Origin of the sequence: Arthrobacter sp. NQ7, from assembly GCF_029581595.2 — a bacterium.
Lineage (GTDB): Bacteria > Actinomycetota > Actinomycetes > Actinomycetales > Micrococcaceae > Arthrobacter > Arthrobacter phenanthrenivorans_B.
Genome location: NZ_JARFXU020000039.1, coordinates 1 through 25,777 on the forward strand (window position 1 = coordinate 1; position 25,777 = coordinate 25,777).

Sequence of the window (25,777 nt, forward strand, 5' to 3'; positions counted from 1 at the left end):
TGCTGGAACTCAACAGCGTCGGCAACATCGCGCGCCTTCACCGCGGCGAGCCGGCCCTCCAGCCGCTTCACCACCTCCAGCCGTTCCAGCCGGAGCTCATACCGCCGCTGCAACACATCCACATCACCGCCTCCATGGGCGCCGGAAGCCAAAGCAGCATCGTCCCGGTCCAGCGCGCGAAGAGCGGCAACAGAGGCAGAAATACCCTCCGTCACAACCCGAACACCGCTGCTGATTCCCATAACCACATCATCCAACGAGGCACTGACATTTAACGCCGGGGATGCACCCGGAGGGAAGACGCCAAGGTAGAACGGCGGAGGGAGAACAAAGGAGGCAAGGTTAGAAACCTTGCCTCCTTTGTTCACTCGTGTGCCTAGCGCGAGCCGTAGTTCGGCGCCTCGACGGTCATCTGGATGTCGTGCGGGTGCGATTCCTTCAGGCCGGCGGAGGTGATCCGGACAAACTTGCCACGGGCCTTCAGCTCGGGAATGGTCGGCGCGCCGGTGTAGAACATGGTCTGGCGCAAGCCGCCCACCAGCTGGTACGCCACGGAGGACAGCGGGCCGCGGTAGGCCACCCGGCCTTCGATGCCTTCCGGGATCAGCTTGTCGTCACCCGATACGTCGGCCTGGAAGTAGCGGTCCTTGGAGTAGGAAGTGTTCTTGCCGCGCGACTGCATGGCGCCCAGCGAGCCCATGCCGCGGTAGGACTTGAACTGCTTGCCGTTGACGAAGATCAGTTCGCCCGGGGACTCGTCGCAGCCGGCGAGCAGGGAGCCGAGCATGACGGTGTCGGCTCCGGCCACCAGGGCCTTTCCGATGTCGCCGGAGTACTGCAGGCCGCCGTCGGCGATCAGCGGCACACCGGCCGGGATCGCCGCCTTGGCGGACTCGTAGATGGCGGTGATCTGCGGAACACCAACACCGGCAACCACGCGGGTGGTGCAGATGGAGCCGGGGCCGACGCCCACCTTGATGCCGTCGGCGCCGGCGTCGATCAGTGCCTGGGCCCCCTCACGGGTGGCAGCCTGGCCGCCGATAATGTCAACGTGCGCGGCAACCGGATCCGACTTCAGCCGGCGGATCATGTCCAGCACACCCTGGGAGTGGCCGTTGGCGGTGTCCACGAAGAGGGCGTCGACGCCGGCGTCCACCAGTGCCATGGCGCGTTCCCAGCCGTCACCGAAGAAGCCGATGGCGGCACCGACGCGGAGGCGGCCCTCGTCGTCCTTGGTGGCCAGCGGGTACTGCTCCGCCTTGGTGAAGTCCTTGGTGGTGATCAGGCCCTTGAGCCGGCCCTGCTCGTCCACGAGCGGAAGCTTTTCGATCTTGTTGGTGGCCAGCTTGTGCGAGGCTTCCTCGCGGCTGATGCCTACATGCCCGGTGACGAGGGGCATCTTGGTCATGACGTCGCTGACCAGCCGCAGCGGGAAGTCGGACTCCGGCACGAAGCGGGTGTCGCGGTTGGTGACGATGCCCAGGAGGCGATTGTCCTCATCCACCACGGGCAGGCCGGACACGCGGTAATGCGCGCAGAGGTCATCCAGTTCGCGCAGCGTGGCTTCGGGACGGATGGTCAGCGGGTTGGTGATCATCCCGGACTCGCTGCGCTTGACCCGGTCCACCTGGTCAGCCTGGTCGGCGATGGAGAGGTTGCGGTGCACCACGCCCAGGCCGCCCTGGCGTGCCATGGCGATGGCCATGCGGGATTCGGTCACGGTGTCCATGGCGGCGGAGAGCAGCGGGGTCTGCACGGTGATCCGCTTGGAGATCCGCGAAGAGGTGTCGGCCTCGGAGGGGATGACGTCGGTGTGGCCCGGCAGGAGCAGGACGTCGTCGTAGGTCAGGCCGATAAAGCCAAAGGGGTTGTGTTCGGGCTCGGTCATGAGTGCGCCTCTTACCTTGGTTGCTGGGTCACGGGTAGGGGTTGCAGCCGATGACCAGCCCGTTATTACGGAACTGGCCTGTGCAGATGATCCTGCGGGAGCGCCGTGCAGCACGGCGCTCCGGGGGCAGAAAGTGTTGAGTAAATATTAGAACCTCGGCGCCGATCCCCCTATTCCACGCCGCCAATGTGAGCAACCGCACTAGCTCCAGCCGGTTGCCGCCAGCAGCCTTTGTTCGAACATGGGGATCATCGTCTCCACATAGGTCCTGCTGAGGTGGTTGTCGTCCTTGTAGACATACACGTTGCCCACCACCGCCGGGCAGACACCGCGGGCACAGATGAAGTCGCTCATGTCCATCAGGTGCAGGCCCGGCAGCCTGCCCCGGTAGTTCTCCAGCGGCGACGGTTCCACCAGGGACTCGGCCAGCGGCGGATTGCAGGCCGGCGCCTGCGGGCCGTTCCGCTGGGCGCATTGGGGCATGTTGAAGGTGAACCGGGGGTTGTCCCGGATGCCCACGATCTCGATGCCGGCGTCCGCAAACGGTTTGACGCCGTCCAGGTATCCCGGTACCTCGGTTTCGAAGGGCGCTTCCTCGTGGGTCAGCGAGGCCACCGTGAACACGGCATCGGGCCGGTGTTCCAGGACGTAGGCGGAACTTGCCCGGTTGTAGGCGTTGCATTCGGCGTTCCTGGTGTCCGATTCGGCGCCGAAGCGGCAGGCGGGCATGAGCAGGGTGACCAGTTCCCAGCCGCGGGCGGCTGCAAGCGGCGCCAGGGCCGCCAGGTATTGCTGGGCGTGCGAGTCGCCCAGCACCACGATCCGCCGCGTGGCCGGTTCCTCCGGAAGCGCCTGCCGGCAGCCTTCCAGGATTGGATCGCCCGTGGCATTGGCGCCCGTGCAGGGAGTGTCGATGCCTGCCCAGTCGTTGTCCAGGGCGGTGGGCCCGGGGATGGTGCGGGCTGCAGGGGCGGGATTGTTCCCGTTCTCCGGGGTGAGTGCCAGCGCTCCCGGCGTGAGCTCGCGGGGCTGCGCCGCCGTCGCGCTTTCCTCCGCCGTGAGCGAGGTCTGCCAGACAGCGACGGGTCCTGCCAGGACGGCCCCGCAGGCAACAATGACGACGGCGGTGCGCCAGGCGCGGAGCTTGGGCCAATGCCACTCCCGCAGCGGCTTTTCGACAAAGCGCGTGGTCAGGATGGCCAGCACGACGGAGGCCCCAACGATGCCGAGCCCCTGTTTGATGTTGGGCGCGTCGACGCCGGTGGCCGCGAGCGCCAGGACCAGGACGGGCCAGTGCCAGAGGTACAGGGCGTAGGAGTTATCCCCCAGGGCGACGCCGGGCCGGCTGCTGAGGAGGCGGTCCACGCCGAACCGGCTGCCGCTCTGTCCCGCGAGGATGATGGCGGCCGCGGAGAGCGTCGGCCAGAGGGCCACATACCCCGGGAAGGAGCGGTCCACGGCGAGCAGAAGGCCGCAGGACACCATGCCCGCCAGCCCGGCCCAGCCCAGCAGCACGCGCAGCAGGCGGCCGGGCTTGAGGTATGGCAGCCCCAGTGCCAGCAGGGACCCGAGGGCAAATTCCCAGAGCCGTGCCCGGGTATCGAAGTAGGCGTACGCCTGGTTGGTGGCCGTCTGGTCGACGGAATAGGCCAGCGACACCGCAAACACTGCACCGAACACCACGGCCAGCAGGCCCGGATATGTCAGCCGCTCCAGGCCGCGGATCCTGCGGAGCGTGGACAGCAGGGCAGCCGAGGCGGCGAAGATCAGTGGCCAGAGGATGAAGACCTGGCCCTGGATGGACAGCGACCAGAAGTGCTGCAGCGGGCTGGCTCCGGCGTGGTCCTGCGCGTAATAGTCCACGGAGAGGTCGGCCAGGAGCCAGTTCTGGTTGTAGAAAAGGGAGGCCCATGCCTGGTTGAGCACCTGCGGCCAGCGGCCCTGCGGAAGGATGAGCCAGGTGCCGGCCAGTACTCCCAGGATCACCACGACGGCGGCAGGCAGCAGCCGCTTGAACAGGTGCAGCCAGTGCGCCAGGAGCCGGAAAGGCTGCCCCGACTCCGCTTTGCGGACGAACGACAACGTGAGCAGGAACGCCGAGATCAGCAGGAAGATGTCCACGCCGCCGGACACGCGGCCGAGCCAGACGTGGTAGGCAACGACCATGAGTACCGCAAGGGCGCGGAGCCCCTGGACTTCCGGACGGAAGGTGGGCTTTCGTGGCCGGCCGGCGCTGCTTCCGCCGGTGGCCGGTGCCTCCTTGGTTTCCAAAGTCGGCACGCAAACCCCTTTTCACCCGTGGCCGGTCAAAGGGTTAAGCGTACGCACCGGCCTCGAACGGGGCCAATCAAGAGAGCTGGGCCACGTCGCGTCCGGCTGTTGAGTCGGCGGAGAAGGCGCGGCCTGTGGCCTGGCACGGACTATGCTGGGCCCAACCATGGAAGGGAGTGGGCGTGGTTGTCCAGCTGCGGATTTGTGTGCCCGGTGAGCTGTCCGCCGTGACCCTGAAGACCTGCCGCGAACAGCGGGGAACGGCAGAAGTTGCCGTGGTCCCGCGCGCCTCCGTGGTGCCCGAGGGCGACGTCATTGAAGTCCTGGTTGCCCGGGAGTCGGTCGAGGAACTGCTCGAAAAGCTGGAGATCCTGAAGATCCGGGACGTGGGCTCCATTTCCATGTCCACACCGGAATTCGTCCTGTCCCGGAACGCGGACCAGGCGGAGCGCGCCGCCCCGGGTGAGGGCGCGGACGCCGTGATCTGGGAGGATGTCACGCGGCAAACGGGCGAGGACTCCCGGCTGACCTGGAACTTCCTTGCTTTCCTGGTGCTGGCCACCCAGCTCGCCGGAATCGGCATCGTGACGGACTCCCCCATTGCCATTGTGGGCGCCATGGCAGTGGGGCCTGAGTTCGGACCACTGGCCGCGCTCGCCGTCTCGATCGCCACCCGTAAGTGGAGGCTTGGCCGCCGGGCTGCGGTGGCCCTGGCTGTGGGCTTCCCGGTTGCGATGCTGCTCGCGGCACTGACGGCGTGGCTGTCGATCCCGCTGGGCCTCTTCCCCCGCGATGCCCTGGACAAGGGTTCCGCAGTCGAGTTCATCTACCATCCGGGCCCGTATTCGTTGATCGTTGCCATTCTGGCCGGAATCGCCGGGATGCTTTCCATCATCGGCCGGCGCTCCGCGGCACTGATCGGCGTGTTCATCTCCGTGACCACCGTCCCGGCTGCCGGCTACGTGGCGGTGGCTTTGGTGCTGGGCGAATACCAAAAGGCCACGGGCTCTGCACTCCAGCTGCTGCTCAACCTCGTCGGCATCGTGGTGGCCGCCGTCGCCGTCCTGCTCTTTTACCGCATGGTCGCCAGGCGCCTGCCGGATGGCGAAGCCCGGATCCTGAGACGCCAGCGCAGCGGAAGCCGCAACTGACGGAACCCGGGTCCCCACCGCTATGGGCGCAGCAGGGAGCGGAGGGTCTGGATGGTGTCCGCGTCGGCGGGTGCCTTGTCCTCCCGGTAGCGTTTGACGCGGGCGAACCTGAGGGCGATGCCGCCCGGGTAGCGCGGCGACTGCTGCACGCCGTCGATTGCTATTTCGACGACGGTGACCGGCTCCACCCAGACCGTGCCGGCCGTGCGCCGTACCTCAAGTTCCTGGAATCTCTCCGTCTGCCAGCGGAGCAGTTCGTCCGTGAGCCCCTTGAAGGTCTTGCCCACCATCACGTAGCCGCCCGCTTCGCCGAACTCGCCGGCAGGGTCCAGTGCGCCCAGGTGCAGGTTCGACAGCAGGCCGGTGCGGCGCCCCGATCCCCACTCGCAGGCGAGCACCACGAGGTCATAGGTGTGCACCGGCTTCACCTTGACCCAGTTGGAACCGCGACGGCCTGCGGCATAGGCCGACCCGATGGCCTTCACCACCACTCCCTCGTGCCCGGCGGCCAGCGCCTCCCGGGATATCCGCTCAGCCACGGCAGGGTCCGCGGTCACCTGCCCCGGGATCCGGTGCCCCGGCGCCACCTGCTCCAGCAGCTCGAGGCGGGTGGACAACGGTTCATCGAGCAGGTCCCGCCCGTCAATGTGGAGCACGTCGAAGAACCATGGATGAAGCAGGGTTTCCCGCACGGCGTCGGCACCGAACCGGGACATGGTTTCCTGGAACGGCCGCGGACCGCCTTCCTCATCCAGGGCGAGGGTTTCGCCGTCCAGGATTACGTCCCGCAGCGGCAGCCCCCGGACCACCTCCACCACCTCGGGGAGCCGGTGGGTGACGTCGGCGAGGTTGCGGGTGTAGATGCTGACCTCGTCCGCGGCGCGGTGGACCTGGATCCGGGCGCCGTCCAGCTTGTATTCCACCGACGCTTCCCCTGTGGCTTCCAGGGCTGCACCTACGCTGGCCGCCGTCGCGGCGAGCATCGGCTGCACGGGCCTTCCCACCCTCAAGCCGACCGCGTCAAGCTCGGTTTTGGTTCCCGTCAGGGCCAGCAGCGCGGTTCCGCCGAGGTCGCCGGAGAGCATCGCCGCACGCCGGACTGCTTCCACCGGTTGCTCCGAGGCGCGGGCGATGGCATCTGTCAGCACTCCTTCAAGGGCGCCGGTACGCAGTTCGCCGAGCAGGACGCCGGCGATGAACGACTGCTCCGATGCGGTGGCGGCTGCCATCAGGTTGCCGAGCGTGGCCGCCCGCTCCGCCCCGGACCCTGTGCCTGCGGTGGCCAGCAGCCGGTCGAGCGCGGCATCAAGGTCCGCGACGGTAAGCCGCGCCTTCGTGGCCGGTGACGGCTTGGCCGCCGCAATGGCGGCCCATCCGACGCCCACCCGCCCCTGCCGTGGCCTGGCACTGAGCAGGCCAACCGCCGTCGGGATCTCCTCCGGTTCAAGCCGGCGCAGCAGGCGCGCCAGGGCATCCACTTTCGCCAGCCGGGAGCGGGTCGAGGCGACGGCTTCCGAGGTTTCCACGAGCTCAAGGAGCAGCATGGCACCATCCTGCCACGGACACTGGACAGCACCCCGGCGCGGGTCCAAGATGGGCGCGTGGGCATCATCGTGGCAAACCTGTTCATCACCCTCGACGGCGTGTACCAGGCGCCCGGCGGCCGGGAGGAGGACACCGAGGGTGCCTTCAACTTCGGCGGCTGGCAGGCGCCCGTGTCCGACGACGAGTCCGGCGCGGCAATAGCCGAAGGCATCGGCCGCATGGACGCCCTCCTTCTCGGCCGGAAGACCTATGACATCTTCGCCGGGTACTGGCCGCACCAGAGCGGTGACATCGCGGACACACTGAACCGGGTCCCCAAGTTCGTGGTCTCCGGTTCCCTGGCCGATCCGGCCTGGGCGGGAACCACCGTGCTGCCAAATGCTGCGGCGGCCGGCAGGATCCGGGATGAGTACCAGCAGGTGCACATGTTCGGCAGCGGCGTCCTGATCCGTTCGCTGCTGGAAGCGGAGGTGCTTGACCGGCTGCACCTCTGGCTGTATCCGGTCGCGCTGGGGCAGGGCAAGCGGCTGTTCGATACCGGCACCCTGCCGGCCACCTTCCGTTTGGCGGAACCGGCGCGCAGCTTCCCCAAGGGTGCGGTGTCGCTGGTGTATGAGCCGGCCGGTGGCGTGGAGACGCAGGAGATGGCGGCAAGCTAGTCCCCCTAACCCCGCTACGCCCGGCCGGGGACCCCGGACGGCGTGGGCCCATTCTGGCATGCAAAAAACCGGCCCAGCGGATGCTGGACCGGTTTCCTGGCCTCAAAAGGGCCTACGCCGGCGAGGGCCCCAAGCCGGGCGAAGCGAGACTTGGGAGCCGGCGGGGACCGCTAGTGGCTGTGGCCTGCGTGCTCGTCCTCTTCGGCCGGCTTCTCCACGACCAGGGTCTCGGTGGTGAGAACCAGAGCGGCGATGGAGGCCGCATTGCGAAGGGCTGCACGGGTGACCTTGACGGGGTCGATGACGCCCGCACCAATCAGGTCCTCGTACTCGCCGGACTTGGCGTTGAAGCCGTTGTTGACCTCAAGGTCGGCAACCTTGGAGGTCACCACGTAGCCGTCGAAGCCTGCGTTCTGGGCGATCCAGCGCAGCGGCTGGACCAGCGCGCGGCGGACGATGCCCACTGCAGCGGCGGCGTCGCCTTCGAGGGCCTTGACCGAAGCGTCCTCATCCAGCGCCTTGAGGGCGTGGATCAGGGCGGAGCCGCCGCCGGCCACGATGCCTTCTTCGAGGGCAGCGCGGGTGGAGGAAACGGCGTCCTCGATACGGTGCTTCTTTTCCTTCAGCTCAACTTCGGTGGCCGCGCCGACCTTGATGACGCCGATGCCGCCGGCCAGCTTGGCCAGCCGCTCCTGGAGCTTCTCGCGGTCCCAGTCGGAGTCGGTGCGGGCGAGCTCAGCACGGAGCTGGGCAACGCGTGCCGCTACGTCCTCGGCCGTTCCGGCGCCATCCACGATGGTGGTGTTGTCCTTGGTGACGGTGATGCGGCGGGCAGTACCCAGCACCTCCAGGCCAACGGAGTCCAGGCTCAGGCCCAGTTCCGGGGAGACAACCTGCGCGCCCGTCAGGGTGGCGATGTCCTGCAGCATGGCCTTGCGGCGGTCACCGAAGCCCGGAGCCTTGACGGCAACGACGTTCAGGGTGCCGCGGATCCGGTTGACGATCAGCGTGGACAGGGCCTCGCCCTCAACGTCCTCGGCGATGATGAACAGCGGCTTGGAAGCCTGCAGCGCCTTTTCGAGCAGCGGCAGGAACTCCTGGATGGAGGAGATCTTGCCCTGGTTGATCAGGATGAGGGCGTCCTCGAGGACTGCTTCCTGGCGCTCCGCGTCGGTGACGAAGTACGGGGAGAGGTAGCCCTTGTCGAACTGCATGCCCTCGGTGAGGACCAGTTCGGTCTGGGTGGTGGAGGACTCTTCGATGGTGATGACGCCATCCTTGCCCACCTTGCCGAAGGCCTCGGCGAGCAGCTCGCCGATTTCGTCGCTCTGCGCCGAAATGGCGGCAACGTTGGCCACCTGGCCGCCTTCGACCGGACGGGCGTTCTCCAGCAGGCGCGCTGCCACGGCCTCAACCGCGACCTCGATGCCGCGCTTGATCTGGCCCGGAGCGGCGCCGGCTGCCACGTTGCGCAGGCCTTCCTTGACCAGTGCCTGGGCCAGGACCGTTGCGGTGGTGGTGCCGTCACCGGCAACATCGTTGGTCTTGGTGGCTACTTCCTTGGCCAGCTGCGCGCCAAGGTTCTCGTAGGGGTCGTCCAGCTCGACTTCGCGGGCGATGGTGACGCCGTCGTTCGTGATGGTGGGGGCACCCCACTTCTTGTCCAGGACGACGTTGCGGCCGCGGGGGCCAAGCGTCACCTTGACGGTGTTCGCGAGCTTATCGATGCCGGCCTCGAGGGACCGGCGGGCAGCGTCGTTAAACGCAAGCTGCTTTGCCATGGTTTTGTCCTTTCAAAGACAGAACCCCGCACTGCCGGCCAGCATGAGCGTGGTCGGCGGCACGGGGATCCGAAAGAGTTACTTAACGACGACAGCCAGGACGTCGCGGGCGGACAGCACGAGGTACTCGGTGCCGCCGGTCTTGACTTCGGTTCCGCCGTACTTGGAGTAGATGACGACGTCGCCAACTGCCACGTCAACGGGAACGCGGTTGCCGTCCTCGAAGCGGCCGGGGCCTACTGCAACAACTTCGCCTTCCTGCGGCTTCTCCTGTGCGGAGTCCGGGATGACCAGGCCGGAAGCCGTGGTCTGCTCGGCTTCGAGCGGGCGGACAACAATACGATCCTCAAGAGGCTTAATAGAGACCGACACTCGGACCTCTCCTTTTCGTCAGCAAATTCGTGGACTGGAAAGCTTTCCGCCGTAGCTGGCAAACCGTCGTCGCGGTGCCGGCAGCAGCCTGGCTGGCAGCTCTTCATGTGTTAGCACCCTCCTAGGGAGAGTGCTAATGAAGACTCTATGTAAGGGTTAGCACTCGGTCAAGGTGAGTGCTAACGTTTCGTCATGGGCGTACTGCTTTTCGCGGTTTCCGACGCCGTCCTTCCGGCATCACGGCGGGCTCGCTACTGGCCCAGGTCCTCGAAGTGCACGTCCTCGCCGTCGGTGTCGCCGCCACCCTGCTGACGTTCGCGGTACAGCACCCAGCCGGCCGCCGCTGCCGCGAGCACCGCCGTGACCAGGAAGAAGATGCTCCCGGTCCGCGCGCCGTCGTACAGTCCGCGGATATCCCGCGATTCCTGGGTGTCGTCATGGATGTCGTGGCCGCCCACGGAGTAGACCGTGGCGTTGAAGGTGTCCAGCAGGAAGATGATGATCAGGAGGGCGATGCAGACCACGGCCACTATCGAGGCGGCGATCAGGACAGGACGGGCGAACCTGGCAATGCCGCGGGACCCTGGCTCGTGGCTGCCGGTGGACCCGGGGGCTGCGCTCTCATCCATGGTTCAACAGTATCCGCATCCCCGCACGCGCTCCTCCACTAGGCTGGAACCCATGGCTCATGCTCCCCAAGACCAGATGGCACAGGACCACATTGCACCGCTGCTGACCCCTGAAGGCTGGGAGTTGCTGGCATCCCTGGGCCCCTACCGGGATGAGGACTCGTTCGAGCTCAACGCCGCGCTCCGGAAGGCAGGGCATCCGGCGGAACTGGTCACGGCCGTCCTGACCCAGTCCCGGCTCCGGACCAAAGCGCAGGCAAAGTTCGGCGAATTCGCCGGCCAGATGCTCTTCACGCAGGCCGGACTGGAGCAGGCCACGCGACTGAACGTTGCCGCACACCACGCGCAGCGGTTCGCCGCCGCCGGGATCCGCAAGGTGGCCGACCTGGGCTGTGGGCTGGGTGCCGATTCCCTGGCCCTGGCGTCGCTGGACATCGACGTGACCGCGGTGGAAATGGATGAAACCACCGCGGCGTGCGCCACGGTGAACCTCATCCCGTTTCCCAACGCCACCGTGGTCCACGCCGACGCCGTGTCCGTCCCGTTGGAAGGGGTGGACGGCGTGTGGCTGGATCCGGCGCGCCGGACCACCTCCACTTCCGGTACCAAGCGGATCTGGGATCCTGAGGCATTTTCCCCGCCGTTGTCCTTCGTGGAGTCGCTGGCGGCGGACGGCAAGGCGGTGGGCGTGAAGATGGGTCCCGGCATGCCGCACGAGTCCGTGCCCGCCGGCTGCGAGGCGCAGTGGGTGTCCGTGTCCGGGGACGTCACCGAGGTGACCCTCTGGTTCAACGCGGTCCGCAGGCCCGGCGTCCGCCGTGCCGCCCTGGTCCTGGGTGCGCAGGGCCCCGCCGAACTGGGCAGCGCAGATGACTTCGGCGCCGGCCCCGCCGCCCCCGTGGGACCGGTGGACGGTTACCTTTACGAGCCCGACGGCGCCGTGATCCGCGCCGGCCTGGTGGCGGACGTGGCCCTGCAGCTGGGCGGCCACCTGGTGGATGAACATATCGCCTATATCTGCGCCCCGGAACTGGTCCAGACCCCGTTCGCCAGGGCCTACAGGGTCCTGCAGGTCATGCCCTACAACGTGAAGGCGCTCAAGGCATGGGTGAAGCAGGAGGGCATCACAGTGCTGGACATCAAGAAGCGCGGCACCGCCGTGACGCCGGAAGAGCTGCGGAAGCAGCTGCTCCCCGGCGGCAGGAATTCCGGCAAGAAGGGCACCGGAAAGACAGCCACCCTGGTCCTGACCCGCATCGGGGAGGACCGGGTGGCCATCGTGGTGGAACCCGTCCCGGCCGCGGCCGCGTAAGCCGGGCCGGCGCGGAAACCCAGCCGCTACTGGGCGCGCATGAACTCCTCGGCGGCGCGCACCTGCTCCGGCGTGGGCCGTACTCCGGTGTAGAGGACGAACTGCTCCAGGGCCTGGATGGTGGCCACCTCGGCGCCGGTGATCACGGGCTTACCCGCCGCGCGGGCGGCACGGATCAGCGGGGTTTCGGCGGGCAGCGCCACCACGTCGAACACCAGGCGGGCAGCGTCGATGGCCTCCGCCGGGAAGGACAGCGTTTCCGCGTCGGCGCCTCCGGCCATGCCCAGCGGCGTGACGTTGATGATCATGTCCGCCGTGCCGCCGTCGAGTGCTGCCCGCCATTGGAACCCGTACTGGTCGGCGAGCGCGCGCCCGGCAGCCTCGTTCCGGGCGATGACGGTGACGTCCGTGAAGCCGGCGTCCCGGAGGGCAGCGACCGTGGCCTTGGCCATGCCGCCGGCCCCCTGGACCAGCACCGAATAGCCGGCGGGGACGTTGTTGGATGCCAGCAGTTGCTCGATGGCGGTGTAGTCGGTGTTGTAGGCCTTGAGGTGGCCGTCGGTGTTCACGATGGTGTTCACCGAGTCGATGGCCTTGGCGGAGGGGTCCATCTCGTCCACCAGCGCGATGACATCCTCCTTGTACGGCATGGAGATGGCGCAGCCGCGGATGCCCAGGCCCCGCACGCCGGCGATGGCCTGTTCGAGGTTGGTGGGCGCAAACGCCTTGTAGATCCAGTTCAGGTCCAGTTGCCCGTAAAGGTGGTTGTGGAACCTGGTCCCGTTGTTGCTGGGCCGGGCCGAGAGCGAGATGCAGAGGGTCATGTCTTTATTCAGAATGGGCACCTGACCATTAAAGCGGTCCCGCCCAGCCGGTAGCGCCATGTGCCGCTGAGACGCCTCCAAACAGCAGTTCGGGGTACTTGGCTGGGTCAGGGGCAGCCCGTTCCCGCGGGAAAGGGCCCGACGGCGGCGGGCAGCTTCCCGGGGGCGGCAGCCTTTCCGGCAAGGACGGCGGCGAGCGCGTCGAAGGCGGTGTCCGTGCGCCCGTACAGCGCCAGCTTGACCGGTGCGCTGGACCCCTGGAGCGGCCACGGAGCGTCGAGGGAAACGGCGATGTCCCCACCGGCCGGTTTGCCCCCAAAACCGATGAGGTTCACCAGCGGCCCTGATCCCACACCGAGTCCGGCACGGGCGGCCGCGGCTTCGAAGCGCTCCCGGTCACCGGGGCCTCCGCCGGCCACGCGCACCGAGCCCGGCACCAGCGGTCCGCCGCAGGGGCCGGCCAGGACCGTGACGGCTGACGCCGAGACCCGGGCGGACAGGGCTGCCCCGCTTCCGGCGGGCGCACCTGCGCCGGGTGTCCCCGCCGGTGGCGTGCTGCGGGCACGCCAGATCATCATGGTGGCCACCCGCTGCGCGGCCTCATCCAGGCGGGCAGCGGGAAGGGTCCCGGCCGCCAGCGCCTGGAGGATGGCGGCGTGCGCCTGTTCGACGTCGGCGGGCATCAGCAGCAGGTCCGCGCCGGCGGCCAGCGCTTTCACGGCGGCCGCGCCTGCCGGGTACTGGTTGTCCACGGCGCCCATGTTCAGAGCGTCCGTCACCGCCACGCCTTTGAATCCCAGGCTGCGCAGTGCGGCATAGCTTGGCGCCGAGAGCGACGCCGGGACGCCGGGTTCCAGCGCGGGCACGGCGATGTGCCCGGTCATGACGATGGGCAGCCCGGCGTCCACCGCGGCCTGGAAGGGCTTCCAGTCCCTGCCCCGCAATTGGTCGATGCCGGCTGGCTGGACGGGCAGGCTGAGGTGGGAGTCCGTGGTGACGGAGCCGTGGCCGGGGAAATGCTTCACGGTGGGAAGGACCCCAGCGTCCAGCATGCCCTGGGAGAAGGCCACCCCGTGGGCTGCGGCCGCCGCCGGATCCGCGGACATGGAGCGGGCACCGATGGTGGGGTCGCCGGGGCCGATCGTGACATCCGTATCAGGGGCGAAGTCGAGGTCGAAACCCAGGGGCACCAGCTCGGCAGCCAGGCCCTTGCCGGCCTCGCGCGTGAGCGCCGGGTTGTTGGCGGCGCCGTAGCTCATCGGAGTGGGCCACTCGGTGAGCGGGGCGCCGAGGCGTGCCACGGCCCCGCCTTCCTGATCCACGCCGATGATCCCCGGCCAGCTCCGGCCGTCGGCGGACGTGGCCTGCTGCAGCCGCTGGTTCACCGCGGCCATGGCCGCCACATCCACCCCGCCCTGCGGGCCGCGCGGAACGTTGTCGCCCATGATGATGCTGCCGGCCAGGTGCAGCCGCTGGATGAGGGCGGCATGGGCCTCCACCTGGCTTCCCTTGTAGAACGGAAGCAGGACCTGCCCGGCCTTCTCCTCAGGGGTCATGGCCTTGACCGCGGCGGCTGCGGCCTCCTGGTCCCGCTGCTCCGGTCCCCACCCGAGGGGCCGGGAACCCGCGTCAGGTGAGGGTGACGCCGCAGGAGGTGCCGGCGTCGTACTTTCCGGCGCGGAAGGGGAGGCGGTGCTGGCCGTCGTGGAGGGCGACGGCGGCGCGGACGTTGGGGAGGCCGTGCAGGAAGCCAGGGCAAGGGCCGACAGGGCCAGGAGGAGGGGGAAGCATTTGGCAGAACTGGTTTTGGCGGCGCTGTGACGCAGCAGGAACGGGGCCATCAATACGATGCTACCCCTGCACTAGACTTGAACCACCCGTTCGCCAGCCGGCGCAGCCTGTGAGCGGCATCAGCCAGCGGCAAACCGGACAGTAAGGAAGCGTGTGACGATCGACTTCGCCCCATCGAGGCAGTCAACCCTCGGTGTTGAGTGGGAACTGGCACTGGTGGACGGAAAAACGGGCGAGCTCGCCTCCGTCGCCAACCAGGTCCTCCGCGGCGTGGCCTCCCGCCACCCGGAACTCAATGAGGACGACGAGCACCCGCACATCAAGCAGGAACTGTTGCTGAACACGGTGGAACTGGTCACCGGCATCTGCGAAACAGCCGCCGAAGCCAAGGAGGACCTCAGCCGCTCCGTGGCCGCCGTCCGCGAGATCACCGATCCCATGGGCGTGGAACTGTTCTGCGCCGGCAGCCACCCGTTCAGCCCGCCGCAGCTGCAGCCGGTGACGGACAAGGCCCGGTACGCGAAGCTCATCGACCGGACCCAATGGTGGGGCCGGCAAATGGTCATTTACGGCGTCCATGTGCACGTCGGCCTGGACCGCCGCGACAAGGCCCTCCCGGTGCTGGACGGCCTGGTCAACTACTTCCCGCACTTCCAGGCGCTCTCGGCGTCAAGCCCGTTCTGGGGCGGCGAGGACACCGGCTACGCCTCGCAGCGGGCGCTGATGTTCCAGCAGCTCCCCACCGCCGGCCTGCCTTTCCAGTTCACGTCCTGGGCGGAATACGAGTCCTACGTGCAGGACATGTTCACCACCGGCGTCATCGACACCATCTCCGAGATCCGGTGGGACATCCGGCCCGTGCCGGCCCTTGGCACCATTGAGATGCGGATCTGCGACGGCCTGGCCACGCTGGAGGAAGTGGGGGCGATCGCGGCCCTCACCCAGTGCCTGGTGGACGAGTTCTCCACCACCCTGGACAACGGCGGCACCATTCCCACCATGCCGCCATGGCACGTGCAGGAGAACAAGTGGCGCGCCGCCCGTTACGGCATGGACGCCATCATCATCCTGGACGCCGCGGGCCGGGAGCAGCTGGTCACGGACCACCTGCTGGAGACGCTGAACCGGCTGGAGCCGGTAGCGGCCAAGCTGCGCTGCTCCGACGAACTTGCCGACGTCGAAAAAATCGTCCGCCGCGGCGCCGGATACCAGCGCCAGCGCCGCGTGGCCGCGGAGAACGGCGGGAACCTCCAGGCCGTGGTGCTGGACCTGGTCAAGCAGATGCGCAACGGCCCCACCGCCTGAGCGGTCCACCCCAAAATTCGACGCAAAAACGGGGCACTTCGACGCGGACACGCCGGCCGCCGTCGTAAGGGACGACGGCGGCGCCCGCCAAAGTGCCCCGCGACGGCCCGCCGGGGCCCCTGGTTTCAGGCCGGCAGCGACACCGAGGTGACGGGCATGGACGAGTCCGGGGCGAAGCCGATCCCGCTGGGTTCCACGCCGGCCATCACCAGCTGGGCTCCGAGCGCGGCCACCATGGCCCCGTTGTCCGTGCACAGGTCCAGTGGCGGCACGTGCAGCCGGATGCCGGCGGACGCGCAGCGCTGCCCGGTCAGTTCCCGGAGCCTCGAGTTGGCCGCCACTCCCCCGCCCAGCAGGACGTCCTTGATGCCGTGTTCGCGGCAGGCCAGTACTGCCTTGGACGACACCACATCCACCACGGCCTCCTGGAAGGCCGCAGCGATGTCGGCCACGGGGATCTCCCCGCCGCGGGCCTCGAACTGCTCCACGCAGCGGGCCACCGCGGTCTTGAGCCCGCTGAAGGACCAGTCGTAGCGGTGCGGTCCGGGGGCATCCGCGGTGCCCATGTACTTGGGCTGCGTGAGGCCACGGGGAAAGCGGATTGCCTTGGCGTTGCCGCTGCGGGCCATCTTGTCGATGGCGGGGCCGCCGGGGTACCCCAGCCCCAGGATGCGGGCCACCTTGTCATAGGCTTCGCCGGCGGCGTCGTCGATGGTGGAGCCCAGCAGCTGAACGTCACTGGTGATGCTGTTGATCCGCAGGATTTCGGTGTGGCCGCCGGAGACCAGCAGGGCGCCGAGGTTTTCCGGCAGCTCCTGCTTCCGGCCGCTGGCCCGCTCATCCAGGAGCCCGACGCCCACGTGCGCCACCAGGTGGTTGATCGCGTAGAGCGGCTTCCCGGTTGCAACGGCGAGCGCCTTGGCAGCGCAGACACCCACCATGAGCGCCCCGGCCAGTCCGGGGCCGGAGGTGACGGCAATGGCATCCACGTCGTCAAGGGTCACGCCGGCGTCGGCGAGTGCTTGCTCGAGGGTTGGGACGAAGGCGTCCAGGTGCGCCCTGGAGGCGATCTCCGGGATCACGCCGCCGAAGCGGACGTGCTCGTCCATGGAGGAGGACACCGTGTTGGTCAGGAGCGTGGTGCCGCGGACCACGCCCACTCCGGTTTCGTCGCAGGAGGATTCGATGCCCAGGACCAGGGGCTCTGTCCGGTTCATGGCTGGCCTGCTTCCGTTGCTTGGTCACCGTCGATGTCGGCAGCCGGTTCCACTCCCGCGAGCTGGAGCCGCATGATGAGGGCGTCCACGCCGTCGCGGTAGTAGCGGGGGCGGATGTGGATCTGCTCGAAGCCAAAGCGCCGGTAGAGCTGCTGTGCGCGCGGGTTGTCGGCCCGGACCTCGAGCAGGACATCCGCGGCGCCCCGGTGCCTGGCCTCGTCGATGAGCTGCGTGAGCAGCGTGGTGCCGATGCCCCGCCCTTCATAATCGGGGACGACGGCGATGGTCTGGACGTCGGCGATGGGCTCGATGCACATCAGGCCGGCATAGCCCACGATGCCGTCGCCGGCTTCCGCCACCAGGTAGCGGCGGGTGTCCGGCTGGGACAGCTCGTCCAGGAACATCTGCACAGGCCAGGCATCAATGGGGAAGAGCTGGTGTTCCAGCAGGCCGACGGCGGGCACGTCGTCCAGCGTCATGTCGCGGATGGTGATTCCCGCCATCCGCGGATCCTCGGTGGCGCTCATAGGGCCCGCTTCCGTGGTCCGGGCACCTGGGCGTCCGATTCGCGCAGGTACAGGGGGGTGGAATCCAGCAGGGTGCCGCCGGAGGCCAGCCGGGCCAGGGCAAACTGGCCCAGGTACAGCGCGTCAGGCTGCTCCATGGCGAACTCCGGATGGGCCTTCAGCACGTCGGCGTACAGGCCGGCGCCTGCCCCGAAGGCCGGAAGGTCAGGCAGGTCGGCCGCGAAGCCAACGTGCGGGCCGTCCTCGAGCACGGGCAGCTGGCCGCCGCCCAGGCTGTAGCGGGCCCAGTAGACCTCCTTGCGGCGGGCATCGGTCACCACCAGGAACTCGGGCTCGGCGGCGGTGGATTCCGCCACCTCCAAGGCCACGGCGTCCAGGCTCATCAGCCCGTGCAGAGGCTTGCCCCAGACGAAGGCCAGGGTACGGGCGGTGGCGATGCCGGAGCGGAGCCCCGTGAAGGGGCCGGGCCCAACCCCTACCACCAGGGCGTCCACATCCTGTCCGCGGAAGCCTGCCGAGGCGAGCATGCTGTGGATTCCCGGGGCCAGGACCTCGGCGTGGCTGCGGGTGTCCTCGGTGGCGAAGCCGGCCACCACGCTTTCCGGGGCATCATCCGAGACCAGCGCTGCGCTGGCCACGGCAGAGGTGTCGATGGCGAGGATCAGCACGGGGCTTCCCCGTCCCTGCTGCCCAGTTCGGGAGCGGTTGTCCACCGCGGCCCGTACCCGCGCATCACGATGGTGCGGGGCTCGTCGGTGTCTTCGGCGTCGAAGTCGAGGTCTCCCGGCAAGGCCTCCGGGGATCCGGCACCACGCGTGCCGGCATCCAGGCCGATGGCACGGTGCAGGTCGATTTCCAGCCGGCTCTCACTCAGGTGTTCCACCCGGTCGTGGCCCCATTCCACGACGGTCACGGATGAGTCCATGGTGTTTTCGAGGTCGATGTCGTCCACCTCCGCGGCCGAGCCCAGCCGGTAGGCGTCAACATGCACCAGGTCCGGGCCGCCGGGGCGCGGGCCGTCCGGCAGGTTGGGGTGGATCCGGACCAGGACGAACGTGGGCGAGATGATGCCGTCGCGCACACCCAGGCCCTCCCCCAGGCCCTGGGTGAAGGTCGTCTTCCCGGCACCCAGCTCGCCGGACAGCACCAGCAGGTCCCCGGCCCGAAGTACCTCCGCCAGGCGCCTGCCGAATGCGTGGGTCTGGTCCGCCGTCGTCGCCGTGAACGTCTTTTCCCAGTTGGCGGCCAACTGCTCCGGCGCGCTCATGCGGCCCCCGCCCTGCCCGGGGCGCCCACCAGGCCCTGGCCGTTGCCTGCCGGTGCGTCCTCGTTGATGAAGCGGCGCGGCACGCGGGGGCTGATCCGGGTGACGATCTCGTAGTTGATGGTCCCGGCGGCGCGTGCCCAGTCGTCAGCCGTGGGACCGCCGTCGGCACCGTTGCCGAACAGCTCGGCTTCCGCCCCGTGCAGGTCGGCGGCGGAAGCCTCCGGGCCAAGGTCGATGACCATCTGGTCCATGGCGATGCGCCCCACCACGGGGTATGTCCTGCCGGCCACCCGGACGGGTCCGCCGGTGCCGATGCGGGGGACGCCGTCGGCATAGCCCATCGGAATCAACGCCAGGGTGCTCGCTTCCCTGGTGCGGTAGTGCAGTCCGTAGGAGACGCCCTGCCCCGCGGGGACCTGCTTGCACTGCGAGACCAGGGTGCGCAGGGTCATGGCGGGGCGGAGCCCGAGTTCCGCGGAGGTCTGGCCGTCGAACGGCGAGAGCCCGTAGATGCCCAGGCCCACCCGGACCAGGTCGAAGTGGGTGTCTGGCCGGGACAGCGTGGCCGGGGTGTTGGCAAGGTGCCGGACCTCGGGGTCCACGCCCGCGTCCTCGGCGATGGCCAGGGCTTCACGGAACGCCGCCACCTGCTGGTCCGTCTCCGGCCGCTCCGGTTCATCGGCCACTGCCAGGTGGGAGAAGATGCCCACCACGCGCAGCAGGCCCTGGTCCTGATACTCCACGGCTTCGCCTACCAGGCGGTCCCAGGTTTCGGGCGTCGCACCGTTGCGGCCCAGCCCGGTGTCCACCTTCAGATGCACCCGCGCCGGGCGCTCCTGCTCCCGGGCTGCGGCCACGATGCGTTCCAGTTCCCAGCCGGAGCAGCCAATGTCGACGCCGGCGGCCACGGCGGCGCCGAAGTTGCTGTCCGTGGTGTGCAGCCAGGCAAGGAGGGGCGCGTCGATGCCGGCGGCGCGCAACGCGAGGGCCTCGGAGATGTGCGCGACCCCCAGCCAGGAGGCGCCGGCCTGCAGGGCCGCGCGGGCCACCGGAACGGCGCCGTGCCCGTACGCGTCGGCTTTCACGACGGCCATGACTTTCGCGGGGGAAGCAGCGGCGGCGAGCCTGCGGACGTTGTGCCGGATGGCGTCCAGATCGATCACGGCGGACCGCTCATGGCGGGGGTCCGGCCCGGAGGCAGCGCTGAATTCACCTGTTGTTGCGGGGTAGGTCACCTAAGTGATTCTAGTGCGGGCACTTGGCGCCGAATAATCGGCGCCTCCACGCCTCCTCAGGCGTCCGAGAGGTGGGCGATGGTGGCAGCCGCCCTGCGCTGGGCTCCGGGCGGCACGTCCTCGATGATGTCTGCCAGGAAACGGAAGCGGCGCAGCCACTGGCTCATCTGCCGTTCGGGGCGGGCGTTGGCGCGTTTCCACCAGTCCGCGATGTCCCCCCACCCGGGCGCAGCCAGCGACCCGCCCACTTCCTGCACGGCAAGCGACGCGCACAGGTTGGCAAACCGCAGCCTGTCCCCCAGCGGCCAGCCGGCCAGGGTCCCGACAATGAACGCCGCGTCGAAGCAGTCGCCGGCACCGGTGGGGTCATGGGCCTTGACCGGAAGCGACGGTACCCACTCCTCCTCGCCGGTTTCCGAGTCCACCGCCATGGCACCCTGCGCGCCCAGCGTCACCACCGCCACGGGAACCCGGTCGGCCAGCGCGTACAGCGCGCTCCATGGATTGTCCTTGCCGGTAAAGGCCATGGCCTCCCGCTGGTTGGGCAGGAAGGCGTAGAAGTACTGCAGGTTGTCGAGCCTGACCGGCGCCCATTCCCCGCTCGGGTCCCATCCGATGTCGCCGAAGAGCTTTACTCCCGAGTCGCGGGCCGCCTTGGCCCAGGGCTCCATCTCCACGCCCACCTCCGCGATGCCGGCGAGCGCCTTGGGCGGTTCGCCGATGAGTTCGGAACTTGTCACCGGCGCGGAGTGCCCGTGGGTGACCATGGAGCGGTCCTGGTCAACGCAGAGCGAGACGGTCACCGGCGAGTGCCACCCTGGCACGCGGCGGGAAAGGCTGAGGTCAACATGTTCCTGGCCGGAGAGGATCTTCCAGTTGAAGTCCCCGTAGCCGTCGTCACCAAAGGCAGCCGCCAGCCCGGTGCGCAGCCCCAGCCTGGCAGCGGCGATGGCCTGGTTGGCCACCCCGCCGGGGCAGCTGCCCATGCCGTCGCTCCAGATTTCGGTTCCGGGTTCCGGGCCGTGGGGCAGGCCAGTGAAGATGATGTCCTGGAACACTGTCCCGGCCAGCAGCAGGTCGAATCCCGGCTCGCGGGTGGACCGGACGGCAGCCAGCGGATCGAAGGGGCGGGCTGGGGTGGCGTCCATAGTGCGCAGGATACGCCGTGGGGCTGGGCAGCGGTAGGGCCTTCGGGACGGCTTATGGGCAGTGTCGGGGGCGGGTCCTAGACTGCATTCATGCGGCTGTTGATTGCCGGCGGCGGGGGTTTTCGGGTGCCGCTGATATACCGGGCCCTGCTGTCCGGAACCTTTTCCGGGCTGGTCACCCGGCTGGTGTTGTACGACGTCGATCCCGCACGCCTCGCTGCGGTCGCCGCCGTGCTGAAGAGCATGCCCGGGGGCCGCAGCGGCCGGGTGCCTGTTGAGTGCACCACCGATGCTGCTGCTGCCCTGGACGGCGCCGGCATGGTGTTTGCCGCCATCCGCCCCGGCGGGACGGCCGGCCGGGTGGCCGATGAGAACGTGGCGCAGGATCTTGGGCTGCTGGGCCAGGAGACCACAGGCGCCGGTGGTATCTCCTACGCGCTCCGTACCATTCCGCGCATGCTGGACCTGGCCCGGCTGATGCGGGACCGGTGCCCGGACGCGTGGCTGATCAACTTCACCAACCCCGCAGGAATGGTGACCGAGGCCCTGCTCCCTGTCCTGGGGCACCGGGTGATCGGGATCTGCGACTCGGCCGGAGGTCTGGTTCACCGGGCGGCGCACGCTGCCGGCGTCCCCTTGGCGGAGGGACGGCTCGACGGCGTGGGCTACTACGGACTGAACCATTTGGGCTGGTTGTACCGGCTGGAGTCCGGCGGCCGCGACGTGTTGCCGGACCTGCTCGCGGATCCGGCGGCGCTGCAGCGGTTCGAGGAAGGCCGGTTGTTCCCGCAGCCGTTCCTGGCGGAGTTGGGCATGCTGCCCAACGAGTACCTGTATTACTACTACCGGAGCGAGGAAGCCCGGGCGGCGATGCAGGGCATGGCACAGACCCGCGGCGAGACCATCGACGGCCAGCAGCGGGCGCTGTATCCGCGGCTGGCCGTCGCAGGGGACGACGCCTACCGGTTATGGGAGGAAGCACGGCGGTCCCGCGAGGAGGGATACCTGGCCGAGGCCCGGCAGGATGGCGGGCACCGGGATGAGGAGGACCTGGCAGGCGGCGGCTACGAGCGGGTGGCGCTGGCGGCCATGCGGGCCTTGGCCGGCCGCGGAGACACGCAACTGATCCTCAACACCCGCAATACCCTGCCACCGGGCAGCGCACCGGACCAGAAGGCACCCCTGCCCGCCATGGCAGACCCAAGCGCCGCCCTGCCGGCCATTCCCGGCCTTCCCGCGGACGCCGTCGTCGAAGTCCCCTGCGCGGTGACACGCAACGGCGCCGTCCCGCTGCCCCAACAGGCACCGGCGGGCGCGCAGCTGGAACTGCTGCAGCGGGTCAAGGACGTGGAACGGCTCACCGTCCTGGCCGCGGCGACCGGCAACCGTGCAGCCGCCCTCGAAGCCTTCGCCCGGCATCCGCTCGTGGACTCCCCGGAGCGTGCCGGGCGGCTTCTGGCCGGTTATGAGCACGCATTCCCGGATGTGGGGAAGATGTGGGAGGGCGGCGGGCGTTAGGGGAAGGAGTAATGTTTTATCGAATGCGCTTTGAACCGGCTCCCCTTGCACGCGCCGGCGGCCGGAAGGAGGTCCCGTGGCACTGATCCGCAGGGTCGCTTTGCTTTCCCTCCACACCTCACCCATGGAACAGCCCGGCTCCGGCGACGCCGGCGGCATGAACGTCTACATCCGCGAACTGGCGTCGGCGCTGGCCGAGGCAGGTGTGGAGGTGGAGATCTTTACGCGCGCCACCTCTGCCGACCAGCCCGCCGTCGAACACCCGGATCCCGGCGTATGTGTCCACAACGTCCTGGCCGGCCCGCCCCGCAAGATCCCCAAAGAGGAACTGCCCGGGTTGCTGCATGCCATGGTGGCCGAGATCGAGCAGATCCGCCGCCGCCAGCCGCACGGCCGGTACGACGTCATCCATTCGCATTACTGGGTGTCCGGGATCGCGGGGCTGGAGCTGTCCGAATTGTGGGGCGTGCCGCTGGTGCACACCATGCACACCATGGCCAAGGTCAAGAACCTGCTGCTCGAATCCGGTGAAAAGCCGGAACCCCGTCGGCGCGAACTGGGCGAGCACCGCATCGTCGACGGCGCGGCCCGGCTCATTGCCAACACCAGCTCCGAGGCCGCAGAGCTTGTCTCGCACTACGGCGCCACCTACGACCGGATCGACATCGCACCGCCCGGCGTGGACCTGGCCACGTTCACTCCCGCGTTCCGCGCGCGTTCGAGGGCCGGGCGCGGCATCAGCCCGGATACCTTCCACCTGGTGTTCGCGGGCCGGATCCAACGGCTGAAAGGCCCGCAGGTCCTGGTGAAGGCGGCTGCGCTGCTGCGGAAACGCCGCCCGGACATCGACCTGAAGGTCACCATCCTGGGCGCATTGAGCGGCAACAAGGAATTCAACCTGCGCTGCCTGGTGGCGGAGGCAGGAATGGACGACGTCGTCACGCAGCTTCCGCCGGTAAAGGCGCCCGAGCTGGCCGACTGGTTCCGCGCGGCCGACGTCGTGGTGATGCCGTCCTTCAGTGAATCCTTCGGCCTGGTGGCACTCGAGGCGCAGGCCTGCGGCACGCCCGTGGTGGCCACCCGGGTCGGCGGCCTGTCCCGGGCCATCTTCCATGGCCGCACCGGGCTCCTGGTGGACGGCCACCACGCCGCGGACTGGGCCGATGCCCTGGAAGCCCTCTACGACGACCCAGCCACCCGTGAGGACCTGGGCCGCGCCGCCGCCATCCGTGCGCAGAACTCCGGCTGGCAGCGAACGGCCGCCATTACCCTTGAGAGCTACCACGCCGCCGTCGACAATTTCGTGGGCCGCCGCCTGGCTCCGGCGGTTCCCGCCTCCTGACCCTTCCCCCGGAGCGCGCTTCTCCTGCTTTTCCTACGTCCCCTGCCGCCGGGCTGTTAGCTTTAGGACAGGTGCCGGCGTTGGCCCGTGCAGGAAAGGACAAGGATGTCTGCTCTCCCTTCTGATCTTCAGATAGCCCGGGCTGCCCGGATCCGGCCGATCAACGACATCGCGGCTGCCGCAGGGATCAACCCGGAGGCGCTGGAGCCGTATGGGCGGTTCAAGGCCAAGGTGGACCCCGCCCGGCTGGACGCCCCGCCGCCTGCGGGCAAAGTAGTGCTCGTGTCTGCCATGTCCCCCACTCCGGCTGGTGAGGGAAAGTCGACCACCACGGTTGGGCTGGCGGATTCCCTGGCGCGCGCCGGCCACAAGGTGATGATCGCTTTGCGGGAGCCGTCGCTGGGCCCGGTCCTGGGGATGAAGGGCGGGGCCACCGGCGGGGGCTACTCACAGGTGCTGCCGATGGACGAAATCAACCTGCACTTCACCGGCGATTTCCATGCCATCACCTCGGCCAACAATGCGCTGATGGCGCTGGTGGACAACCACATCTACCAGGGCAACCCCCTGAACATCGATCCGCGGCGGATGACCTTCAAGCGCGTGCTGGACATGAACGACCGTGCCCTGCGGGAAGTGGTGATCGGCCTGGGCGGCCCGTCCCAGGGAGTTCCGCGGCAGGACGGGTTCGACATTACAGTGGCGTCCGAGATCATGGCCGTCTTCTGCCTTGCCACGGACCTGTCCGACCTCCGTGAGCGACTGGGACGGATTACCTTCGGCTATACCTTCGACCGGGTTCCCGTCACCGTGGCCGACCTGGGTGTGCAGGGCGCCCTGACCCTGCTGCTGAAGGAAGCCATCAAGCCGAACCTGGTGCAGACCATCGCCGGGACCCCCGCCCTGGTGCACGGCGGCCCGTTCGCCAACATCGCCCACGGATGCAACTCCCTGATCGCCACGCAGACGGCCCGGCGCCTGGCGGACATCGTGGTCACCGAGGCGGGCTTCGGCGCGGACCTCGGGGCGGAGAAGTTCATGGACATCAAGGCCCGCGTCGGCGGCCTGGCCCCCTCCGCCGTCGTGGTGGTGGCGACGGTGCGGGCGCTGAAGATGCAGGGCGGGGTGGCCAAGGGCGAACTGACCCGGCCGGACCTTGCCGCCCTGGAAGCCGGCGTGGAGAACCTGCGCCGGCACGTCCGCAACGTGGAGAAATTCGGTGTGACACCCGTGGTGGCCATTAACAGGTTCTCGTCGGATTCCGCGGAGGAACTCGACTGGCTGCTCGCCTGGTGTGCGGCCCAGGGCGTGCCGGCTGCGGTGGCAGACGTGTGGGGACGGGGCGGCGGCGGGGACGGTGGGGATGAACTCGCAGCATTGGTGGCGCAGGTGCTGGCGGGGCCCAACAGCTTCCGGCACCTCTACTCGCTGGGATTGTCGGTGGAGGACAAGATCCGCACCATTGCACAGGAAATCTACGGGGCGGACGGCGTGGACTTCTCGGTCCCGGCGCTGAAGCGGCTCGCCGATATCGAGCGCAACGGCTGGTCCGGGCTGCCGGTCTGCATGGCCAAGACGCAGTACTCGTTCACGGACGACGCCTCCCGGCTGGGGGCGCCCAAGGGCTTCAGCATCCACGTCCGCGACCTCCTGCCAAAGACGGGCGCAGGCTTCATCGTCGCCCTGACGGGGGCGGTGATGACCATGCCCGGCCTCCCGGCGGTACCCGCGGCCCTGCGCATGGATGTGGACGCTGACGGAAACCCGGTGGGCCTCACCTAGCCCAACGCCCCATCACCTTCCGCCCCCAATTCACCAACGCGCCATCACCTTCCACCCCTCATTGACCAACCCCCCAACACCCTCCCCCCACAGTTCACCCATCTCTATTATAAATCTTGCCACGTGCCCACCATGCATCTTATACCCCTCCACACATTCAGTCGACGCCTCTTACACTTATCTCCAGTAGACGACAAACCCTCATAAGATACA

The 25,777-nt window shown here is 68.6% G+C and carries 21 protein-coding genes and 1 pseudogene; 7 read left to right on the forward strand and 15 right to left on the reverse strand.

Going from position 1 to position 25,777, the window contains the following annotated elements:
* From PUN71_RS22210 to PUN71_RS22220, 3 genes and pseudogenes are all read right to left on the reverse strand, one after another.
* A pseudogene (locus PUN71_RS22210) lies at positions 1-368 on the reverse strand (hypothetical protein); the annotation flags it as partial.
* A gap of 8 nt (positions 369-376) precedes the next feature.
* The gene (guaB, locus tag PUN71_RS22215; RefSeq protein WP_043454750.1) at positions 377-1,888 is read right to left on the reverse strand and encodes an IMP dehydrogenase; all 1,512 of its coding nucleotides are present in this window, start codon (positions 1,886-1,888) and stop codon (positions 377-379) included.
* A gap of 201 nt (positions 1,889-2,089) precedes the next feature.
* The gene (locus PUN71_RS22220; RefSeq protein WP_277800181.1) at positions 2,090-4,159 is read right to left on the reverse strand and encodes an acyltransferase family protein; all 2,070 of its coding nucleotides are present in this window, start codon (positions 4,157-4,159) and stop codon (positions 2,090-2,092) included.
* A 182-nt stretch (positions 4,160-4,341) separates the two neighbouring features.
* Between PUN71_RS22220 and PUN71_RS22225 the strand changes: the two genes are divergently transcribed.
* Positions 4,342-5,310: a DUF389 domain-containing protein gene (locus tag PUN71_RS22225; RefSeq protein WP_043454754.1), complete on the forward strand. Its 969-nt coding sequence runs from the start codon at positions 4,342-4,344 to the stop codon at positions 5,308-5,310.
* A gap of 20 nt (positions 5,311-5,330) precedes the next feature.
* On the opposite strand, the gene PUN71_RS22230 is transcribed toward PUN71_RS22225, so the two are convergent.
* Positions 5,331-6,854 (reverse strand): ATP-dependent DNA ligase, encoded by a 1,524-nt coding sequence (locus PUN71_RS22230; RefSeq protein WP_277800168.1) that lies wholly within the window; start codon positions 6,852-6,854, stop codon positions 5,331-5,333.
* A 57-nt stretch (positions 6,855-6,911) separates the two neighbouring features.
* On the opposite strand from PUN71_RS22230, the gene PUN71_RS22235 reads away from it, so the two are divergent.
* On the forward strand, positions 6,912-7,514 hold the full coding sequence (locus tag PUN71_RS22235; RefSeq protein ID WP_277800169.1) for a dihydrofolate reductase family protein: 603 nt from the start codon (positions 6,912-6,914) through the stop codon (positions 7,512-7,514).
* 170 nt (positions 7,515-7,684) lie between these two features.
* Here the strand turns inward: PUN71_RS22235 and groL are convergent, their stop codons facing one another.
* From groL to PUN71_RS22250, 3 genes are all read right to left on the reverse strand, one after another.
* The gene (groL, locus tag PUN71_RS22240; protein WP_043454747.1) at positions 7,685-9,295 is read right to left on the reverse strand and encodes a chaperonin GroEL; all 1,611 of its coding nucleotides are present in this window, start codon (positions 9,293-9,295) and stop codon (positions 7,685-7,687) included.
* A gap of 78 nt (positions 9,296-9,373) precedes the next feature.
* Positions 9,374-9,667, reverse strand: a complete 294-nt coding sequence (gene groES, locus PUN71_RS22245) for a co-chaperone GroES (protein ID WP_043454746.1) — start codon at positions 9,665-9,667, stop codon at positions 9,374-9,376.
* 251 nt (positions 9,668-9,918) lie between these two features.
* Complete coding sequence (locus PUN71_RS22250; RefSeq protein WP_277800170.1) at positions 9,919-10,296, reverse strand: hypothetical protein; 378 nt, start codon at positions 10,294-10,296, stop codon at positions 9,919-9,921.
* Positions 10,297-10,348: 52 nt separating this feature from the next.
* Here PUN71_RS22250 and PUN71_RS22255 point away from each other — a divergent pair, with 52 nt between their 5' ends.
* Complete coding sequence (locus PUN71_RS22255; RefSeq protein ID WP_277800171.1) at positions 10,349-11,608, forward strand: THUMP-like domain-containing protein; 1,260 nt, start codon at positions 10,349-10,351, stop codon at positions 11,606-11,608.
* Between the two features lie 26 nt (positions 11,609-11,634).
* Here PUN71_RS22255 and PUN71_RS22260 read toward each other — a convergent pair whose 3' ends face one another.
* Together PUN71_RS22260 and PUN71_RS22265 are read right to left on the reverse strand one after the other, a co-directional pair.
* Entirely contained in the window at positions 11,635-12,453 is an 819-nt protein-coding gene (locus PUN71_RS22260) for a shikimate 5-dehydrogenase (protein WP_277800172.1), read from the reverse strand.
* Between the two features lie 86 nt (positions 12,454-12,539).
* Entirely contained in the window at positions 12,540-13,988 is a 1,449-nt protein-coding gene (locus PUN71_RS22265; RefSeq protein WP_277800182.1) for a glycoside hydrolase family 3 N-terminal domain-containing protein, read from the reverse strand.
* Between the two features lie 388 nt (positions 13,989-14,376).
* On the opposite strand from PUN71_RS22265, the gene PUN71_RS22270 reads away from it, so the two are divergent.
* Positions 14,377-15,528 carry a glutamate--cysteine ligase gene (locus PUN71_RS22270; protein ID WP_277800173.1) on the forward strand — a complete coding sequence of 384 codons (1,152 nt, stop codon included), beginning with the start codon at positions 14,377-14,379 and terminating at the stop codon, positions 15,526-15,528.
* 125 nt (positions 15,529-15,653) lie between these two features.
* On the opposite strand, the gene tsaD is transcribed toward PUN71_RS22270, so the two are convergent.
* From tsaD to PUN71_RS22300, 6 genes are read right to left on the reverse strand one after another with little or no spacing between them, the layout of a single operon-like run.
* Positions 15,654-16,745, reverse strand: coding sequence for a tRNA (adenosine(37)-N6)-threonylcarbamoyltransferase complex transferase subunit TsaD (gene tsaD, locus PUN71_RS22275; protein ID WP_277800174.1), 1,092 nt, complete (start codon positions 16,743-16,745; stop codon positions 15,654-15,656).
* The gene (rimI, locus tag PUN71_RS22280) at positions 16,742-17,272 is read right to left on the reverse strand and encodes a ribosomal protein S18-alanine N-acetyltransferase (protein WP_043454736.1); all 531 of its coding nucleotides are present in this window, start codon (positions 17,270-17,272) and stop codon (positions 16,742-16,744) included. Before rimI ends, tsaD begins: the two co-directional genes overlap by 4 nt.
* The gene (gene tsaB, locus PUN71_RS22285) at positions 17,269-17,940 is read right to left on the reverse strand and encodes a tRNA (adenosine(37)-N6)-threonylcarbamoyltransferase complex dimerization subunit type 1 TsaB (RefSeq protein ID WP_277800175.1); all 672 of its coding nucleotides are present in this window, start codon (positions 17,938-17,940) and stop codon (positions 17,269-17,271) included. Before tsaB ends, rimI begins: the two co-directional genes overlap by 4 nt.
* Entirely contained in the window at positions 17,934-18,539 is a 606-nt protein-coding gene (gene tsaE / locus PUN71_RS22290; protein WP_277800176.1) for a tRNA (adenosine(37)-N6)-threonylcarbamoyltransferase complex ATPase subunit type 1 TsaE, read from the reverse strand. Before tsaE ends, tsaB begins: the two co-directional genes overlap by 7 nt.
* Positions 18,536-19,774: an alanine racemase gene (alr, locus tag PUN71_RS22295; RefSeq protein WP_277800177.1), complete on the reverse strand. Its 1,239-nt coding sequence runs from the start codon at positions 19,772-19,774 to the stop codon at positions 18,536-18,538. The genes tsaE and alr overlap by 4 nt, the downstream gene beginning before the upstream one ends.
* Positions 19,775-19,830: 56 nt before the next feature.
* Positions 19,831-20,922, reverse strand: coding sequence for a carbohydrate kinase family protein (locus tag PUN71_RS22300; protein ID WP_277800178.1), 1,092 nt, complete (start codon positions 20,920-20,922; stop codon positions 19,831-19,833).
* A gap of 90 nt (positions 20,923-21,012) precedes the next feature.
* Between PUN71_RS22300 and PUN71_RS22305 the strand changes: the two genes are divergently transcribed.
* The 3 genes from PUN71_RS22305 to PUN71_RS22315 all read left to right on the forward strand — a co-directional run bounded on the left by PUN71_RS22305 (position 21,013) and on the right by PUN71_RS22315 (position 25,564).
* Positions 21,013-22,440, forward strand: a complete 1,428-nt coding sequence (locus tag PUN71_RS22305; protein WP_277800179.1) for a family 4 glycosyl hydrolase — start codon at positions 21,013-21,015, stop codon at positions 22,438-22,440.
* Between the two features lie 76 nt (positions 22,441-22,516).
* Entirely contained in the window at positions 22,517-23,782 is a 1,266-nt protein-coding gene (gene mshA / locus PUN71_RS22310; protein WP_043454729.1) for a D-inositol-3-phosphate glycosyltransferase, read from the forward strand.
* A 105-nt stretch (positions 23,783-23,887) separates the two neighbouring features.
* Positions 23,888-25,564 carry a formate--tetrahydrofolate ligase gene (locus PUN71_RS22315; RefSeq protein ID WP_277800180.1) on the forward strand — a complete coding sequence of 559 codons (1,677 nt, stop codon included), beginning with the start codon at positions 23,888-23,890 and terminating at the stop codon, positions 25,562-25,564.
* The last annotated feature ends 213 nt before the right edge of the window (positions 25,565-25,777 follow it).